The organism is Phenylobacterium sp., from assembly GCF_036563285.1.
Classification (GTDB): domain Bacteria; phylum Pseudomonadota; class Alphaproteobacteria; order Caulobacterales; family Caulobacteraceae; genus Phenylobacterium.
Genome location: NZ_DATCMR010000001.1, coordinates 52,815 through 70,014 on the forward strand (window position 1 = coordinate 52,815; position 17,200 = coordinate 70,014).

The 17,200-nt window shown below is 69.4% G+C and carries 16 protein-coding genes; all 16 read right to left on the reverse strand.

The window, feature by feature from the left end:
• Positions 1–45 precede the first annotated feature (45 nt).
• The gene (locus tag VIL76_RS00275; RefSeq protein WP_332042987.1) at positions 46–1,140 is read right to left on the reverse strand and encodes a helix-turn-helix transcriptional regulator; all 1,095 of its coding nucleotides are present in this window, start codon (positions 1,138–1,140) and stop codon (positions 46–48) included.
• Between the two features lie 64 nt (positions 1,141–1,204).
• On the reverse strand, positions 1,205–1,894 hold the full coding sequence (locus VIL76_RS00280; RefSeq protein WP_332042971.1) for an ABC transporter ATP-binding protein: 690 nt from the start codon (positions 1,892–1,894) through the stop codon (positions 1,205–1,207).
• A complete protein-coding gene (locus tag VIL76_RS00285) occupies positions 1,887–3,122 on the reverse strand; it encodes a lipoprotein-releasing ABC transporter permease subunit (protein WP_332042988.1) in 1,236 nt (411 codons plus the stop codon). The genes VIL76_RS00280 and VIL76_RS00285 overlap by 8 nt, the downstream gene beginning before the upstream one ends.
• A 59-nt stretch (positions 3,123–3,181) precedes the next feature.
• Complete coding sequence (gene proS / locus VIL76_RS00290) at positions 3,182–4,498, reverse strand: proline--tRNA ligase (protein WP_332042972.1); 1,317 nt, start codon at positions 4,496–4,498, stop codon at positions 3,182–3,184.
• Between the two features lie 69 nt (positions 4,499–4,567).
• Positions 4,568–4,828: a DUF1467 family protein gene (locus tag VIL76_RS00295; protein ID WP_332042973.1), complete on the reverse strand. Its 261-nt coding sequence runs from the start codon at positions 4,826–4,828 to the stop codon at positions 4,568–4,570.
• On the reverse strand, positions 4,828–5,250 hold the full coding sequence (gene mce, locus VIL76_RS00300; protein ID WP_332042974.1) for a methylmalonyl-CoA epimerase: 423 nt from the start codon (positions 5,248–5,250) through the stop codon (positions 4,828–4,830). Before mce ends, VIL76_RS00295 begins: the two co-directional genes overlap by 1 nt.
• Before the next feature lie 47 nt (positions 5,251–5,297).
• The gene (locus VIL76_RS00305) at positions 5,298–7,547 is read right to left on the reverse strand and encodes a CoA transferase (RefSeq protein ID WP_332042975.1); all 2,250 of its coding nucleotides are present in this window, start codon (positions 7,545–7,547) and stop codon (positions 5,298–5,300) included.
• A 73-nt stretch (positions 7,548–7,620) separates the two neighbouring features.
• Positions 7,621–9,300, reverse strand: coding sequence for a ribonuclease J (locus VIL76_RS00310; protein ID WP_332042976.1), 1,680 nt, complete (start codon positions 9,298–9,300; stop codon positions 7,621–7,623).
• Entirely contained in the window at positions 9,300–10,073 is a 774-nt protein-coding gene (locus VIL76_RS00315) for a type III pantothenate kinase (protein WP_332042977.1), read from the reverse strand. Before VIL76_RS00315 ends, VIL76_RS00310 begins: the two co-directional genes overlap by 1 nt.
• 5 nt (positions 10,074–10,078) lie before the next feature.
• Positions 10,079–10,819, reverse strand: a complete 741-nt coding sequence (locus VIL76_RS00320; protein WP_332042978.1) for a biotin--[acetyl-CoA-carboxylase] ligase — start codon at positions 10,817–10,819, stop codon at positions 10,079–10,081.
• A gap of 3 nt (positions 10,820–10,822) precedes the next feature.
• Complete coding sequence (gene nuoN, locus VIL76_RS00325; protein ID WP_332042979.1) at positions 10,823–12,253, reverse strand: NADH-quinone oxidoreductase subunit NuoN; 1,431 nt, start codon at positions 12,251–12,253, stop codon at positions 10,823–10,825.
• Positions 12,254–12,260: 7 nt separating this feature from the next.
• The gene (locus VIL76_RS00330) at positions 12,261–13,748 is read right to left on the reverse strand and encodes an NADH-quinone oxidoreductase subunit M (protein ID WP_332042980.1); all 1,488 of its coding nucleotides are present in this window, start codon (positions 13,746–13,748) and stop codon (positions 12,261–12,263) included.
• A gap of 21 nt (positions 13,749–13,769) precedes the next feature.
• The gene (gene nuoL / locus VIL76_RS00335) at positions 13,770–15,995 is read right to left on the reverse strand and encodes an NADH-quinone oxidoreductase subunit L (protein ID WP_332042981.1); all 2,226 of its coding nucleotides are present in this window, start codon (positions 15,993–15,995) and stop codon (positions 13,770–13,772) included.
• Positions 15,996–16,002: 7 nt separating this feature from the next.
• Complete coding sequence (nuoK, locus tag VIL76_RS00340; RefSeq protein WP_332042982.1) at positions 16,003–16,311, reverse strand: NADH-quinone oxidoreductase subunit NuoK; 309 nt, start codon at positions 16,309–16,311, stop codon at positions 16,003–16,005.
• A complete protein-coding gene (locus VIL76_RS00345) occupies positions 16,308–16,928 on the reverse strand; it encodes an NADH-quinone oxidoreductase subunit J (RefSeq protein ID WP_332042983.1) in 621 nt (206 codons plus the stop codon). Before VIL76_RS00345 ends, nuoK begins: the two co-directional genes overlap by 4 nt.
• A gap of 64 nt (positions 16,929–16,992) precedes the next feature.
• Positions 16,993–17,200: 4Fe-4S binding protein (locus VIL76_RS00350; RefSeq protein ID WP_332042984.1), on the reverse strand; the 208-nt coding region annotated here is incomplete at its 5' end.

The window sequence follows — 17,200 nt, forward strand, 5'->3', positions numbered from 1 at the left end:
CCATCCGCTGCAAGGCCGCCGGATTGAAGGAAATGGCGCTGCTTTTCAGGTTCCGGTGAGCGGCAGCTCGGCCGGTGGGTCCGTCGCGGCCCGGTATTCGGAGGGGCTGACGCCCATCACGTGGCGGAAACCCCGGTTGAAGGTGTTGACCGAGGCGTAGCCGACCGTCAGAGCGATCGTCAGGATCGGGGTGCGCCGCAGGGCCGGGTCGCGAAGCTGCCGGCACGCTTCGGCGATACGGTAGTGGTGCAGGAAGGCGTTGAAGTTCCGGAAGCCCAGCTCCTGGTGGATCAGCCTCCGCAGCCGGTACTCCGGCAGGCCGACCCGACCGGCGAGGGCCTTCAGAGACAGTCCGGCCTCCGCATAGGCGCCCGCCTGCATCAGCCGCTCCAGCTCCGCGAGCGCCTGGACGTCCCTGCCCTCCGCAGGCAGGACCGCCCGGGCGCGTGGACCGGCGGGGAGCAGGCGATCCAGGGCGTCCGGGCGCAGGAACACGAAGGCGAGCGCCGCGAGGGTGGCGAGGTTGAGCACGCCCAGCGCGGCGTGAGCCTGGTAGTTCGCGACGGTGTCGGGCGGGATGACTACCCGCAGTAGCACGCTGGTGGCGACCGCGTTCAGACCCAGGATCACCGCCAGCACGAGCCGGGCGCGGCGGCGCGCCTCCACGAGGTCGTGACGCCAGCTCTCGACGATCCAGAACACGGCCAGCCCGGCGAACAGCGCCTGCAGGACGGTCGGGGTGATCTCGCCCACGAGCCGGGGCAGCTCGGCGCCGGCCGGCAGGAAGGCCTGGACCGGCTCCTCCAGGAAGAGCTGCAGCGCGAACAGCGCCAGCAGGACGCCGGGGAAGCGCCGACGGTCAGTGAACAGGCGGTGCGCCAGCAGCATGAAGAGCCCGGGCCCGGCGTTCCGCATCACGTTGAGGAAGGGCCGCCAGGCGCCGACGTCGATGCGGTAGGCAGGCGCCATCCAGGGGCCGTACTCGTGCCGGCCGAGGATCACGTGCGCGATGATCGCGAGGCCGATCAGTCCCGCCAGTTGCCCGCTCGCCTCGCGCGGGTGGGCCACGACGAGGCGCAGTCCGATGAGCGCCGCCAGGGTGACGGTCGCCGTATCGACGGCGAAGAAGATGAGCTCCACGGGCAACCGACCGCCTCCCCGGGGACAGCTTAGCCCAGGTTCGCCCCCGACGAAGAGCGGCCGCCTAGGCCCTCACCTGCGCCTCGAGGTGGCCGTCCCTGAGCGCCCAGACCCGGTCCATGTGGCGGGCGAGCTCGAGGTTGTGGGTGGCGATGAGGCACGCGACGCCGGTCTTGCGCGCGAGGGCATAGAGGCTGTCGAAGACAGCGCCGGAGGTGGTCGGGTCGAGGTTGCCCGTGGGCTCGTCGGCCAGCAGCAGGCGGGGCGAATTGGCCAGGGCGCGGGCAATGGCCACCCGCTGCTGCTCGCCGCCCGAGAGCTGGGCCGGCTGGTGGTCGGTGCGCTCTCCGAGGCCCAGCTCGGTGAGCAGGGCCCTCGCGCGGTCCTGGGCAACCTTGCGCGGCCGCCCGGCGATCATCAGTGGCAAGGCCACGTTGTCGAGGGCGGAGAACTCCGGCAGCAGGTGGTGGAACTGGTAGACGAAGCCGATGGTGGAGAGCCGGATCCGCGAGCGCTCCCGGTCGTCCAGCGCCGAGCACTCCACGCCCAGCACCGTGATCTGGCCCGCGTTCGGCCGCTCCAGCAGGCCCGCCGCGTGGAGCAGGGACGACTTGCCCGAGCCGGAGGGGCCGATCAGGCCCACGATCTCGCCGGGGGCGACGTCCAGATCGGCGCCGCGCAGCACGGTCAGCCCGCCGGCCGCGGTCTCATAGGTGCGCTCCAGGCGGCGGATGGAAAGGACGGGCTCACTCATAGCGAAGCGCCTCCACCGGATCGAGGCGCGACGCCCGCCAGGCGGGCGGCAGGGTGCAGAGGAAGGAGATCAGCAGCGAGAAGGCGACGATGCCCGCGACCTCTGTCCAGTCGATCTTCGCCGGCAACCGGCTGAGGAAGTAGACGTCCGAGGAGAACACCGCCTGGCCGGTCACCCGCTCCACGACGGTCTGGATCGGGTCGATGTAGGTGGAGATCAGCACGCCCAGGGCGACGCCGGCGACCGTGCCCGCCAGACCGATCATGGCGCCAGTCAGGAAGAAGATCCGCAGGATGGAGCCCTGCCCGGCCCCAATGGTGCGCAGGATGGCGATATCGCGGCCCTTGTTCTTCACCAGCATCACCAGGCCGGAGATGATGTTCAGCGCCGCGATGACGATAAGCATGGCCAGGATCAGACGCATGACGTTGCGCTCGACCTTCAGCGCCCCCCAGTAGGAGGCGTCCCGCTGGGTCCAGTCGCTGACCAGGGCCGCGGGACCGGCCGCCTTGTTGATGTCCGCCTTCATGCGCAGGGCGCGGTCCGGGTCGGTGAGCCGCACCTCGATCGCGTCGGCGGTGCCCTCGCGACCGAAGAACAGCTGGGCCTGCTCGAAGGGCATGAAGATGTAGGCCTGGTCGTACTGGCTCATCCCCGCCGTGAAGGTGGCCAGGATGGTGTAGGGCTTCTGCAGGGGCGTGCCGCCGAAGGCCGTGGTCCCGCCGGTAGGGGAGATTAGGGTGAGCGTGTCGCCGGGGCCGACGCCGAGGGCCTGGGCGAGCCGGTCTCCGACCACTATGGCGTCGCCGCCATATTCACCCTGGCCGTAGCCGCGCAGCGAGCCGCGGGTGACGTTGCTGGAGACGATCTTTGTGGCGGCGAGGTCCCGAGCCGAGAGGCCCCGCACGATGGCCCCGGTGATCTGCTCGGGCCCCATGGCGATCGCCTGGGCCTCGATGACGGAGGCCGCCTGCACGACGTTGGGCACCTGGCGGATGCGCTCGACAGCAGGCGCGCGCTCGGGGCCATCGAGGACGCCGCCGGTGACATAGATGTGGCCGTTGAAGCCGAGGATCCGGCCCAGCAGTTCGGCGCGGAAGCCATTCATCACGCTCATGGTGGTGATCAGCACGGCCACCGCCAGCATGATGCCCACGAAGGAGATGATCGAGATCAGCGCCACCCCGCCCTGGCTGCGCTTGGCGCGCAGGTAGCGGCCGGCGAGCATGCGCTCCCAGTAGCCGAAGGGCGCAGCCCGCCCGCGGAGGGGTCCTTCGGCGGTGGTGCTCACTCGGTAATCGCCTTCACGGCCTGCTCAAGGGGCAGCGACTGGCGCTCGCCGGTGGCGCGGCGCTTGACCTCCACGACGCCCTCGGCAACGCCCTTGGGGCCGACGATGAGCTGCCAGGGGATGCCGACGAGGTCGAGGGAGGCGAACTTGGCGCCCGGCCGCTCGTCGCGGTCATCCAGGCAGGGCTCTCGGCCGGCGGCCATGAGCGCCCGGTATACCTGTTCGGCGACCTCGTCGACGGCGGCCTCGCCAGGCCGCAGGTTGACGACGGCCGCGCCGAAGGGGGCGACGGCCTCGGGCCAGATGATGCCGTTCTCGTCGTGGCTGGCCTCGATGATCGCCCCCGCGAGGCGCGAGACGCCGACGCCGTAGGAGCCCATCTGGACGAGGACCTCCTTGCCGTCGGCGCCGGCCACCTTGGCCCCCATGGGCTTCGAGTACTTCTCGCCGAAATAGAAGATGTGTCCCACCTCGATGCCACGGGCGGTCATCCGCTTGTCTTCCGGCATGGCCTCGAAGCGGGCGGTGTCGTGCATCTCGTCGGAGGCCGCGTAGAGGCTGGTGCGGCGGGAGACCTCCGGTTCAAGGTCGCCGTCCCAGTCGAGGTCCGGTCCGGGCGCACCCATCTCCACCAGGTCGCGGTGGGCGAAGACCTGGCTCTCGCCGGTGTCGGCCAGGATCATGAACTCATGGCTCATGTCGCCGCCGATGGGGCCAGGGTCGGCCTTCACGGGCACCGCCTTGAGTCCCAGGCGCGCGTAGATATTCAGATAGGCCAGGAACATGCGGTTGTAGGACCGCCTGGCCGCCGCCTCGTCGATGTCGAAGGAATAGGCGTCCTTCATCAGGAACTCGCGGCCGCGCATGACCCCGAAGCGGGGGCGCCGCTCGTCGCGGAACTTCCACTGGATGTTGTAAAGATTTTTCGGCAAGTCCTTGTAGGACTTCACATATGCCCGAAAAATGTCGGTGACGACCTCCTCCGCCGTGGGCCCGTACAGGAGGTCACGGTCGTGGCGGTCCTTGATGCGCAGCATCTCTTCGCCGTAGTCGTCGTAGCGGCCGCTTTCGCGCCAGAGGTCGGCAAGCTGCAGGGTGGGCATCAGGATTTCGACGGCGCCGGCGCGGTCCATCTCCTCGCGCACCACCTGCTCGATCCGCTTCAGCACCCGCAGGCCCAGGGGCAGCCAGGCGTAGATGCCCGCCGCCTCCTGGCGGATCATGCCGGCGCGCAGCATCAGCTGGTGCGAGACGATCTGGGCGTCCGAAGGCGCCTCGCGCAGCGTGGGCATGAAGTAACGCGACAGGCGCATGGGCTTCCTGGGGGCGGCGAAGAGCGGAGGCGCGTTGATAGCCTCAGCCGCGAGAGCTTTGCAACGCGCCTAGTAGGTGGCCGGGAGCGGCGGAAGTTTGACGACCCCCAGGCGGATGATCACCCAGAGGATCGCGAACAGCACGGCCGAGACCCAGGTGGTGGTGAGGAACTTGCGCTTCAGCTTCGGGTCCACCGGCGCGCCGGGGTCGCCGCCGTCGCCCTTGTCGATGCCGGCCTCGGCGTGGGTGGTCGTCCCCAGCGGCAGGACGGCGAACAGCACCGTCCACCACAGAGTGAGGTAGATGGCGATGGCGGTGATCGGGCCCATCAGTGGGCTGCCTTCGGAGTCTGCATGAGCTCGACGAGGACGCCGCCCATGTCCTTCGGGTGCACGAAGATCACCGGCACGCCGTGGGCGCCGATGCGCGGCTTGCCGCCATTCAGCACGGTCGCGCCCTTGGCCTGCATGTCGTCGCGGGCGCGCTCGATGTCCTCGACCTCGAAGCAGACGTGGTGCTGGCCGCCCTTGGGGTTCTTGGCCAGGAAGGCGTGGATCGGCGAGGCTTCGCCATAGGGCTCGATCAGCTCGATCTGGCTGTTGGGCAGGTCGACGAAGCAGACCCAGACGCCCTGCTCCTCCATGACGAACTTCTCGCCGATGGAGGTCGCGCCCAGCATCTCGCGGTAGAGGCGCACGGAGTCATCTATAGAGGGGGTCGCGACCCCCACGTGATTGAGCTTGCCGATCATGGGCGGGGATATAGCGCCCACGGGCGCTCGGCGCGAGGGCGGTGCGGCTACTGGGCGGGCTCCAGGGCGGCCCCGGCCGGCTCGAACACCGCGCCGGTCGCGAAGAGCTCCGCGATGCGGTCCTCAGGCACGCCGGCTTCGCGCAGGATCCCGCGGGTGTGCTGGCCGAGGTCCGGCGTCGGGTGGCGGAAGCCGCCCGGGGTGCGGTGGAAGTCGGCGAAGGCGCGGGCGCTGATCATCGGGCCCAGCCGCGGGTGCTCCCAGCGCTCGGGGAAGCCGTTCTCCACGAGCCAGGGGTCCTCCAGCGCCTCGGCGGCGCGGCGCACGGGGGCGGCCGGCGCGCCGGCGGCGGCGAGCGCCAGGGCGGTGTCCTCGCGGGGCCGGGCGGCGAAGGCGGCGGCCAGGCGGTCGGCGAGCTCGCCGTCGCGTGGGGCGGAGAGCGCATCCTCGCCCAGCTCGATGCCGAGCACCGACTGAAGCGCGCTGGCTTCCGCAAACGTCTGGCAGGCGACGGCGATCCAACCGTCCGCGCACTCGTAGAAGCGGGTGAGCGCGGAGACGCCGGGGCAGTCCTCGCACCCTTCGTCGTTCGCCGGGCGGCCGGCGTAGTCCACCACCTCCTCGATCTGGAACAGCAGGCTCTGGGCGGTGAGGCTGGTGAGGATCTCCTGCCCTTCCCCGGTCCGCTGGCGGGCGTTCAGGGCCGCAATGACGCTGGCGGCGACGACGCCGGCCGTCGCCACGTCGTTGACGGCGATGGTGTAGAGGACCGGATCGTCCGCCCCGCCCTGGCTCGCCTGCATGCCGCCTTCGGACTGCAGCAGCGGATCGAACCCCGGCAGGGCGGCGCGGGCGCCGGTTGTCCCGTAGGCGTTGATCGAGCAGGAGATGATCTTGGGGTTCACCGCCTTCAGGGCGGCGTAGTCGATTCCCAGCCGGCCCCGGACCCCCAGCCGGTAGTTGTCGATGACGACATCGGCGTCCTTCGCGAGCTCCAGGAACAGCGCGCGGGCGGCGGGCTGCTTCAGGTCCAGGCCCAGGCCGCGGACCCCGCGGTTGTAGAGCAGGAACTGCGGCCCGTCGGAGCGGAAGGGGTCGGCCTCCGGCCCCTCGATCTTGATCACCTCGGCGCCGAAGTTCGCGAGGATAGTCCCGGCATAGGCGCCGGCGATGACAGTGCCGAGGTTCAGCACGCGGACGCCTGCCAGCGGGGAGCCGGCGGAGGCCTTCTCGGTCGGCGTGGGCCTCGGCTCCCAGGACGGCGGCGTCTCGACCGGCTGCGGCAGCCCCCTCACCTGCGCCGGCGTGCCGGAGAGCTTCGCCGGCGGCGCGGGGACGGCCACCTTGCCCAGCGTCGGGTGTTCGAACTGGCAACGCAGCCCAGCCTCGCGCACCACCTCGCCGGCGAACCAGGCTTCGCGCCGCCCCACGGGGGCGCAGGGAACGTCGTTGGCCTGAAGGTCGGCGAGCCACTCGGCGCGGGTGCGGCTGGCGAAGATGCCGGTCAGCATGTCGCGGGCTGCGATCATGTCGGCTTCGAACATCTCGAAGAGGTCGCCGACGCCGGCCACTTCCAGGGCGCGCTTGTAGAAGCCGGTGAACAGTGTCCCGAGGAAGAACCACTCGCCGTCGGCGCACTGGTAAAGGCGGTAGCGCGGGTTGGCGCCCGGCGGGATGCCGCGCGGCAGCGGCGGCTGGCCCAGCAGGCGGGCGGGGCCGTTCACCTCCGAGGCGCCGTGCAGGCCGCTCACGGTGAGCGCCTGGCCCCGTCCGGACCGTGTGCGCTCGAACAGCGCCGAGCCGATGGCGGCCGCGCCCATCACCGCCTGCCCGTACTGCAGCACCGGCAGGATCAGGTGGACCGGGCGATCGGCGTAGGCGCCCTGCTTGAAGGCGGCGCCCATCAGCGCTGAGAGCAGGCTGTGCCGCGCCGGCAGCTGGCTCCAGGGGCCGGAAGTCCCGTAGGGCGGCATCCAGGCATGGATCAGGTGCGGGTGCTCGGCGGTGAGGGCCGCGCCGTCGAGGCCCAGGGCCTCCAGCCGGCCGGGAGCATGGTCAAAGATCGCCACGTCGGCGCCGGCGATGAGCCGCCGCGCCTCCGCGCTGTCCGCCTCGAGCGTCACCACCTGCTTGTTGCGGTTGAAGGCGAGGTAGCCTGGACGGTCCTTCGCCCAATCGCCGCCGGGCGGCTCGACCTTCACCACCTCGGCGGCGAAGTCGCCCAGCAGCATGGCGGCCATCGGCCCGGCCACGCCCTGGCTGAAATCGGCGATGCGGACGCCCTGGTACGCCGTCACGGAAACGCGCCCTCCCTTGGCGGGCGCTCTTGCCGGCGCCTCCCCTCATGAAAGACGCGGGGGCGACGTTCGTCTAGAGGCGCAGGACCGTGGTCTCGACCACAGGGCGGCGCCCCCAGATGCGCTGGCTGGCCTTCTTAACGGCGCGGGACATGGCGGTCTCCACCGTCTCGTCCTGCTCACGGGCCTCGCGGGAGAGACGTTCGAGAGCGGATTCGGCCTCGTCGGCAAGGTCGTCGAGGACGTCGTCGAGCGGATAGTCCTCGTCGGTGGGCAGGCCCAGGGCGCGGACCTGCGGCCCCGAGGCGATCTTGCCCTTGCGGTCGAGCACCACGGCCACAGAGACCACGCCGTTGAAGGCGGCATGCCGGCGCTCGCGAAGGGAGGGGCCGTTCTCCGGCGTCAGCACGCCCGCGTCGACGTAGAGCCGGCCGGCCGGCACCTCGTCCACGATCTCCGCACGGCCGGGCGCGAGCCGGACCATGTCGCCGTTCCGGGGCGCCAGCTGCTGCGGCACCTGCAGGTCGCGGGCGAAGGCGCAGTGTTCGAGAAGGTGGCGGCGTTCGCCGTGGGTCGGGATGGCGATCTGCGGCCGCGCCCAGCGGTACATCTCGGCCAGCTCGTCGCGGCACGGGTGGCCGGAGACGTGGATTCCGGGGTGGTCGCGCTCGGTGTAGAGGCGCACCCCGCGGTCGGCGAGCTTGTTCTGCAGGTTGCGGATCGGGATCTCGTTCCCCGGGATCACCCGCGAGGAGAAGATGCAGGCGTCGCCCGCGCCGAGGTTCACGTGCGGGTGGGAGCCGTCGGCGATGCGCGACAGCGCCGCGCGCGGCTCACCCTGGCTGCCGGTACAGAGGTAGAGGATCTTCTCCGCCGGGAAGTAGCCGGCCTCGGAATCCGTGACGAAGTCCGCAACGTCCTGCATCAGGCCCACCGATTTCGCCGCCGCGGCCATTCGGTGCATGGAGCGGCCGACCAGGGCCACCCGGCGGCCGTTGGCCTCCGCCGCGCGGATCACCGTGTCCATGCGCGCCACGTTGGAGGCGAAGCAGGCGACCGCCACCTTGCCCTTCATCTGCCCGATCAGCGGGGTGATCGCCTCCCGCACCTCGGCTTCCGAGCCCGCGACCCCGTCGACGAAGACGTTGGTCGAGTCGCAGACCATCGCCAGCACGCCCTCGTCGCCCAGCCGTCGGATGGCGTCCTCGTCGGTCGGCGCGCCCAGCAGCGGGTGCGGGTCGATCTTCCAGTCGCCGGTGTGCAGGATGGTGCCCAGCGGCGTCTTGATGGCGATGCCGTTGGGCTCGGGGATCGAGTGGGTGAGCGTCACCAGCTCCATGCGAAACGGCCCGAGCTCGATCACGCCGCCCAGCGGCACCTCGGTGATATGCACCTGCTCCAGGAGGTCGGCCTCCCGCAGCTTCTCGCGCAGGATGAAGGCGGTGAACGGCGTGGCGTAGATCGGCGCCTTCATCCGCGGCCAAAGCCAGGCCACGGCGCCGATATGGTCCTCGTGGGCGTGGGTCAGCACGATGCCCAGGATGCGGTCGGCGTAGTCTTCGATATAGGCCGGGTCCGGCAGGATCACCTCGACGCCCGGGGTGGATTGGTCGCCGAAGGTCACCCCCAGGTCGACGACGACCCACTTGCGGTCGTGCGGCGGACCGAAGCCGTAGAGGTTGAAGTTCATGCCGATCTCGTTGGACCCGCCCAGCGGCAGGAAGACGAGCTCGTCGGCGGCGGATTTCGCCATTACGCGGCCTGCTTGTTGCGGCGCCAGATCTCCAGCATGCCGCGGATGGTGAGGTCGGGGTCGAAGTGGTCGATGGAGCTGGTCGCCCCGTGGAACAGGGAGGCCACGCCGCCCGTCGCGACGACGGTCAGGGGCCGGCCCTGTTCGCCTTTGATGCGGGCGATCAGGCCCTCGATGAGGGCGATGTACCCCCAGAACACGCCGGACTGCATGGCTCCCACCGTATCCGTGCCCACCACCCGCTGGGGCTTCTGGATCGCGACCCTGGGCAGTTTGGCCGCCGCGGTGTGCAACGCTTCCATGGAGAGGTTGATCCCCGGCGCGATCACCCCGCCCTCGAAGCCGCCGTCCTCGGCGACCACGTCGAAGGTGGTGGCGGTGCCGGAGTCGATGACGATCAGGGCACCGGGATAGACGGCGTGAGCCCCGATGGCGTTGACGAGGCGGTCGGCGCCGGCTTCGGAAGGCTTGTCGATGCGCACCGGGATTCCAAGGTCCGCGTTCTCGCCGATCACCAGCGGCTCAACGTGCAGGTAGCGACGGGCGAGGTTGCGCAGATTGAAGATCGACTGCGGCACGACGCTCGAGACGATGCAGCCGTCGAAGGCGCCCAGCGCCAGGCCGGCCATGTTGAGCAGCTGCGACAGCCACACGGCGTATTCGTCGGCCGTCCGGGTCGACTGGGTGGCCGTGCGCCACTGGGCGGTCCACTTCTGTCCGTCGTGGACGGCGAAGAGGGTGTTGGTGTTGCCCTGCTCGATGGCCAGGAGCATGCGGGTCAGGTTCCCCCGAAGAAGACGTCGCCTGCCGTTACGCGTTCAAGGCTGCCGTCGTCCAGCCGAAGCCGCAGGGCGCCGTCAAGATCGAGCCCCTCGGCGACCCCGGAGAGGGTCCGGGCGGGCAGCCTGGCCTCGCAGGGTTCGCCCAGCCCCATGGCGCGCTCGGTCCAGCCTCGGGCGATGGGGGCGAAGCCCTGAGTGGTCCAGAGCCTGCGCCAGCGCTCGAAAGAGGTGGCCAGCACCTCCAGGGCGGCGCCGGGCTCCGGCGGCGGGGCGGCCATGTGGTCGGCGAAGGCGGTGGCGGGACGCTCCAGGTTGGTGGGGGCGTGCTTCAGGTTCACCCCGATTCCGACCGCGACCCAAAGGCGCTGGTCCGGACTGGCGCCGGATTCCACGAGGATGCCTACCGCCTTCCGGCCGTGCACGAGGACGTCGTTGGGCCACTTCAGCCGGGCGGCGCCTGGGCCCAGGCAAGCGTCGGCCAGGTCGGAGGCCGCCAGCGCGGCCACGAACGACACCTGGGCGGCGTCCACCGGCGGCAGGTCGGTGGTCATCAACAGGGTGGCGGCGAGGTTGCCGCGCTCGGTCGACCAGGCCCGGCCGCGCCGGCCGCGGCCGGCCGTCTGCACGGCGGCGGTGATCCAGACCGGGCCGCCCTGCCCGGCCTCCGCGCGGCGGCGCGCCTCGGCGTTGGTGGAGTCGATCTCGTCGTAGGCGTCGATTGGCGGGTGGTCGCCCACCCTCTACGCCAACCCGAAGGCGCGGGCGGCCTCGCCGGCTTCCGGATAGATCCAGATGAGCGCGCCGAGCACCAGCGGGAAGGAGAACAAGGCCAGGGCGATGGCGATGAAGCGCGCCTCGAACGGCGGCTTGTCGGTGGCGCCTTCGGCGGTGTCGAACCACATCACCTTGATCAGGCGCAGGTAGTAGAACGCGGCCACAACCGAGCCCACCAGTCCTGCCACCGCAGCCCAGCCCAGGTCAGCGTTGATGGCGGCCTTGAACACGAACACCTTGGCCCAGAAGCCGGAGAACGGCGGCAGCCCCAGCGCCGACAGCGAGAACGCCGTCATCGCCAGCGCCAGCCCGGGCTGCTCGCGGCGCAGGCCGGCCATGTCCTCGATGGTCTCCATGGACCGGCTCGAGCGCGACAGCGCCGCCAGGCAGGCGAAGAAGCCGGTCACGTCAATCATGTAGAGGACCATGAACGTCAGCATGGCCTGCATGCCCTCGCCCGTGCCGGCGGCCATGCCGAGCACGGCGTAGCCGATGTTGGCGATCGAGGAGTAGGCCCACAGGCGCTTCAGGTTCTTCTGCGCCAGGCCCGCGAAAGCGCCGACGAAGACCGAGATCAGGCCGATGGCCACCAGCACCTGCTGCCACTGCGGGATGGCGCCGGCGAAGCCCTCGGCCAGGACGCGGCCGAACAGCACCATGGCGGCGAGCTTCGGGGCAGCGGCGAAGAAGGCCACGATCGGGGTCGGCGCCCCCTCGTAGACGTCGGGCGTCCACATGTGGAACGGCGCGGCGGAGACCTTGAAGGCCAGGCCGCAGATCAGGAAGACGAGGCCGAACAGGAGGCCGGTGTTGGCCCCGCCGCGGGCGGCCACCGCGATGTCCTCGAACAGGGTGGAGCCGGCGAAACCGTAGATCAGGCTGGCGCCGTAGAGCAGCAGGCCGGACGAGAGCGCGCCCAGCACGAAGTACTTCAGCCCGGCTTCCGAGGCCTTGGCGTCGTCGCGGTGCATGGCGGCGAGCACGTAGAGCGCCAGCGAGTGCAGCTCGACGCCGACGTAGAGCGAGATCAGGTCGCCGGCCGAGGCCATCATGCCCATGCCGAGCGCGGCCAGCAGGATCAGCACCGGGAACTCGAAATTGCGCACCCCGCGGCGCTCGAACCATCGCTGGCCGAGCGGGATGGCGACGGCGCTCGCCACATAGATCGCCACCTTGGCGAAGGTCGAGGCCTGGTCGGAGATCAACCCGCCGGAGAACGCACGGCCGAAGGGCGCCGTCGCGGCGGCGACTGCCGCGGCCAGCAGGGTCACGATGGCGGCCGCCGCCAGGGCGGTGGTGGCGCGCGGCGCATAGGCCCCGAACACCAGGAGCAGTAGCGCGCCGCCGGCGAGCACCAGCTCCGGATAGGCAAGGCCGAGATCGGCGGAGAAGGTCATAGCTGGCTTAGCCCCCGGTCGCCGCGCGGTAGGCCGTCACGAGCTGGTCCACCGAGGCCTCAGTCAGGTTGAACACGGAATTCGGGAAGACGCCGAGGTAGAGCGTCGAGACGATCAGGGGCGCGAAGATCACCACCTCACGCCATTCCAGGTCGGTGATGGCCGCGAGCTTTGGATTCGCCAGCTCCCCGAAGATGACCCGCCGGTAGAGGGTGAGCGCATAGACAGCGGACAGGATCACGCCGGTGGCTGCGAGCAGCGCCGTCCACGTGGAGGCCTGGTAGGTCCCGGTCATGGTCAGGATCTCGCCCACGAAGCCCGAGGTCCCCGGCAGGCCCACGTTGCCCATGGTGAAGAGCATGAACACCGCCGCGTACCACGGCATGCGGTTCACCAGTCCGCCGTAGAACGCGATCTCGCGGGTGTGCATGCGGTCGTAGACCACGCCGACGCAAAGGAAGAGCGCGCCCGAGATCACCCCGTGGGAGATCATCTGGAAGATTGCCCCCTGCTCGCCCTGGGCGTTGCCGGAGAAGATGCCCATGGTCACGAAGCCCATGTGGGCCACCGACGAGTAGGCGATCAGCTTCTTGATGTCGGTCTGCCGAAAGGCGACCAGCGAGGTGTAGATCACCGCCACGACGCTGAGCGCGAACACCAGCGGGGCGAACAGCTCCGAGGCCTCCGGGAACATCGGCAGGCTGAACCGCATGAAGCCGTAGCCGCCCATCTTCAGCAGGATGCCGGCCAGGATCACCGAGCCCGCCGTCGGCGCCTCCACGTGGGCGTCGGGCAGCCAGGTGTGCACCGGCCACATGGGCATCTTCACCGCGAACGACGCGAAGAAGGCGAGCCACAGCCAGGTCTGCAGCCCCTCCTCGAACCTGTAGGTCATCAGCTCGGGGATAGAGGACGTGCCGGCGATGCCGATCATGGCCAGGATGGCCGCCAGCATCAGGACCGAGCCCAGCAGGGTGTAGAGGAAGAACTTGAAGGCCGCGTAGACTCGCCGAGCGCCGCCCCAGATCCCGATGATCAGGAACATCGGCACCAGGCCGAACTCGAAGAATATGTAGAACAGGATCAGGTCGAGCGCGCAGAAGACGCCGATCACCAGGGTCTCGAGGATCAGGAAGGCGATCATATAGTCGAGCACCCGGTGCTCGATGGACCGCCACGAGGCGGCGATGCAGAGCGGCATCAGGAACGCCGTCAGTAGGACGAACAGCACCGAGATGCCGTCCACGCCCATGCGGTAGGTGATGCCGGCGAACCAGGGGAGCTCCTCGACGAACTGGAAGCCCGCCTCGTTGGGATCGAAGCGGACGACGAGCAGGATGGAGAGGGCCAGCGTCGCCAGGGTCGTGACCAGCGCGATCCACTTGGACGTCTCGACCGTCTTCGGGTCCTCGGCCTTGCCGAAGAAGCGCAGGATCATGATCCCCAGCACGCCGACCAGCGGCGCGTAGGTGATGAGCGAAAGGATACCGGTCATGTCAGATCAGCTCCCCAGCGCTCAGGAATTCCACGCCCAGAGGGCGTAGGTCAGCAGGCCTACGACGCCCAGGAGCATGACGAAGGCGTAGTGGTAGACGTAGCCGGTCTGTAGCCGGCCGGTCCCGCGGCCCACCGCGTAGGAAACGGCCGAGAGGCCGTCTGGCCCGAGACCATCGATGATCCGCTGGTCGCCGCCCTTCCAGAACAGGTCGCCGAGGAACTTGGCGCCGCGAACGAAGGTCGCCTGGTAGAGCTCGTCGAAGAACCACTTGTTGTAGAAGAAGATGTAGAGTGGCCCCTGGCGCGCCGCTAGCCGGGCGCCGAGCCCTTCCCGCAGCAGATAGACGTAGGCCGCGATCAGCAGGCCGAGCACCGACGCTACGAGCGGGGCCAGCACGACCCACAATGGGGCGTGGTGCTCCTCGTCGCCCGTGTGCACTGGCGCGGCGCCTTCGGCGGCCTGGGCGGCCTCGCTGGGCGCGCCGTGGGCGGCGGCCTGGCCGTGGGCCGCGGGCGCGGCGTGGGTCGCCTCGGCCGGGGCGTTGAAGATCGCGCCCCGCCAGAACTCGCTTTTGTGCTCGCCGATGAACTGGTGGTGGAACAGGAACCCCGCGGAGATCGCGCCGACAGCGAGCACGATCAGCGGCAGGCGCATGGTCCAGGGGCTCTCGTGCGGCAGGGCCGGGCCGTGGTGGCCGTGGCCGTGATCCGCATGCACATAGGCGTTCGGCGCGTCGGCCAGCGGCTCCTCGTGGCTCTCGTGCTGGGCCGCAGTCGCGTGGTCGTCATGCCCGGCATGCGCGTGGTCGTGATGGTCGCGGTTGTGCCAGTGGTGCTCGAGGTCTTCCGACGTCCAGCGGGCATGGCCGTTGAAGGTGAAGAAGGCCAGGCGCCAGGAGTAGAAGGCGGTCAGGCCGGCCACCAGCACGCCGATGATGAAGGCGAACCAGCCCATGGCGTGCCCGACCTGCGCGGCCTCGTAGGCGGCGTGGATGATGGCGTCCTTGGAGTAGAAGCCGGCGAAGCCCAGCTCCACGCCCGGGATGCCCAGGCCGGTGATGGCGATCGTGCCGATGGTCATCACCGCGTAGGTGATCGGCAGGTACTTCGCGAGCGCGCCGTAGCGGCGCATGTCCTGCTCGTGGGCCATGCCGTGGATCACCGAACCGGCGCCCAGGAACAGCAGGGCCTTGAAGAAGGCGTGGGTGAACAGGTGGAACATGGCCGCCTGGTAGGCCCCCACGCCGGCGGCGAAGAACATGTAGCCGAGCTGCGAGCAGGTCGAATAGGCGATCACGCGCTTGATGTCGTTCTGGGCCAGGCCGACGGTGGCGGCGAACAGCGCGGTGACGGCGCCGATGACGGTGACGATGTTCTTCGCGACCGGCGCGTACTCGAACATCGGGGACAGCAGGCAGACCATGTAGACGCCGGCGGTCACCATGGTGGCCGCGTGGATCAGGGCCGACACCGGCGTCGGGCCCTCCATGGCGTCCGGCAGCCAGGTGTGTAGGAAGAACTGGGCCGACTTGCCCATGGCGCCGATGAACAGCAGCACGCAGGCGAGGTCCATCAGCCGGTACGTCTGGCCGGCGAACTCCCAGCCCCGGTCCGCGACGGCGGGGATCTGCGGGAAGATCTCGGCGAACTGGATCGAACCCGTCGCCCAGAACACCGTCATGATGCCGAGCGCGAAGCCAAAGTCGCCGACGCGGTTGACCACGAAGGCCTTGATGGCCGCAGCGTTGGCCGTGGGCTTGTGGAACCAGAAGCCGATCAGCAGGTAGCTCGCCAGCCCCACCCCTTCCCAGCCGAAGAACAGCTGCATGAAGTCGGCCGCGCTGATCAGGCTCAGCATGGCGAAGGTGAACAGCGAGAGGTAGGCGAAGAACCGCGGCTTGGACGGATCCTCGGCCATGTAGCCCCACGAATAGAGGTGCACGAGCGAGGAGACGGTGGTCACCACAACCAGCATCACGGCCGAGAGGCCGTCGAGGCGGAAGCTCCAGTTCGACTGGAAGTCGCCCACGTGGATGAACGGCGTGTAGGTGAGCGTGAAGGGCTCGAGGCCGCCCCATGTCCACTGGCTGAACACCACCCACGACAGCACGGCCGACAGGAACAGGAAGCCGGTGGTCACGGCCATGGAGGCGGTGTCGCCGATCCGCCGGCCGAAGAGGCCGGCGATCGTCGCGCCGATCAGCGGGCCGAACAGGATGATGGTGACGAAGGTCTCTGCGGACACGGTGAGATCAGCCCTTCATCATCGAGGCGTCATCCACCGAGATGTCGCCGCGGTTGCGGAAGAAGGTGACGAGGATGGCCAGGCCCACCGCGGCCTCGGCAGCCGCGACGGTGAGCACGAACATGGCGAAGATCTGCCCGGTCACGTTGCCCAGGTAGACCGAGAAGGCCACCAGATTGATGTTCACCGCCAGGAGGATGAGCTCGATGCTCATCAGGATGACGATGATGTTCTTGCGGTTCACGAAGATGCCGAAGACGCCGATCGTGAACAGGATGGCGGCGACCGCCAGGTAGTGGGAGAGCCCGATGGTCATTCGCCCACCCCTTCGCCCGGCTTGAGGGAAACCACGCGCATGCCGGTCTTCGGCGTGCGCAGGACCTGGTCGGCCACCAGCTGGCGGCGCACGCCCGGCTTGTGACGCAGCGTCAGCACGATGGCGCCGATCATGGCCACCAGCAGCACCAGGCCCGCCGCCTGGAAGAAGTAGATGTAGTCGGTGTAGAGCACCCGCCCGATCGCCTCGGCGTTGGTGACGTCCTCGGCGCCCGAGGCCTGCGGGGTGTGGTTCAGGTGCGCCGCTCCGCGCGTCGCCACGGTCGAGGAGACGAAGACCATCTCCAGGGCCAGCAGCACCCCGATCCCGCCCGCCAGCGGCAGATAGCGGGCGAAGCCTTGCCTAAGCGCGGCGAAGTCCACGTCCAGCATCATGACCACGAACAGGAACAGCACCGCGACGGCGCCCACGTAGACGACGATCAGCAGCATCGCCAGGAACTCGGCGCCCATCAGCACGAACAGCCCGGCCGCCGAGAAGAAGGCCAGGATCAGGAACAGCACCGAGTGCACGGGATTGCGCGACGACACGACGGCGAAACCCGCCGCCAGCGTCACCGCCGCCATCAGATAGAATGCGATCGCCTGCAGGGCCATCCGGCTCTCTTTTCCCTCGAATCCGCGCGTGGCGCGGCGGCGCCTGAATCAAGCGCCGCCGGTCTTATCGGTACGGTGCGTCCAGTTCCAGATTCTTCGCGATCTCCCGCTCCCAGCGGTCGCCGTTATCCAGCAGGCGCTCCTTGTCGTAGTAGAGCTCCTCGCGGGTCTCGACGGCGAACTCCAGGTTCGGGCCTTCCACGATGGCGTCCACCGGGCAGGCCTCCTGGCACAGGCCGCAGTAGATGCACTTGACCATGTCGATGTCGTAG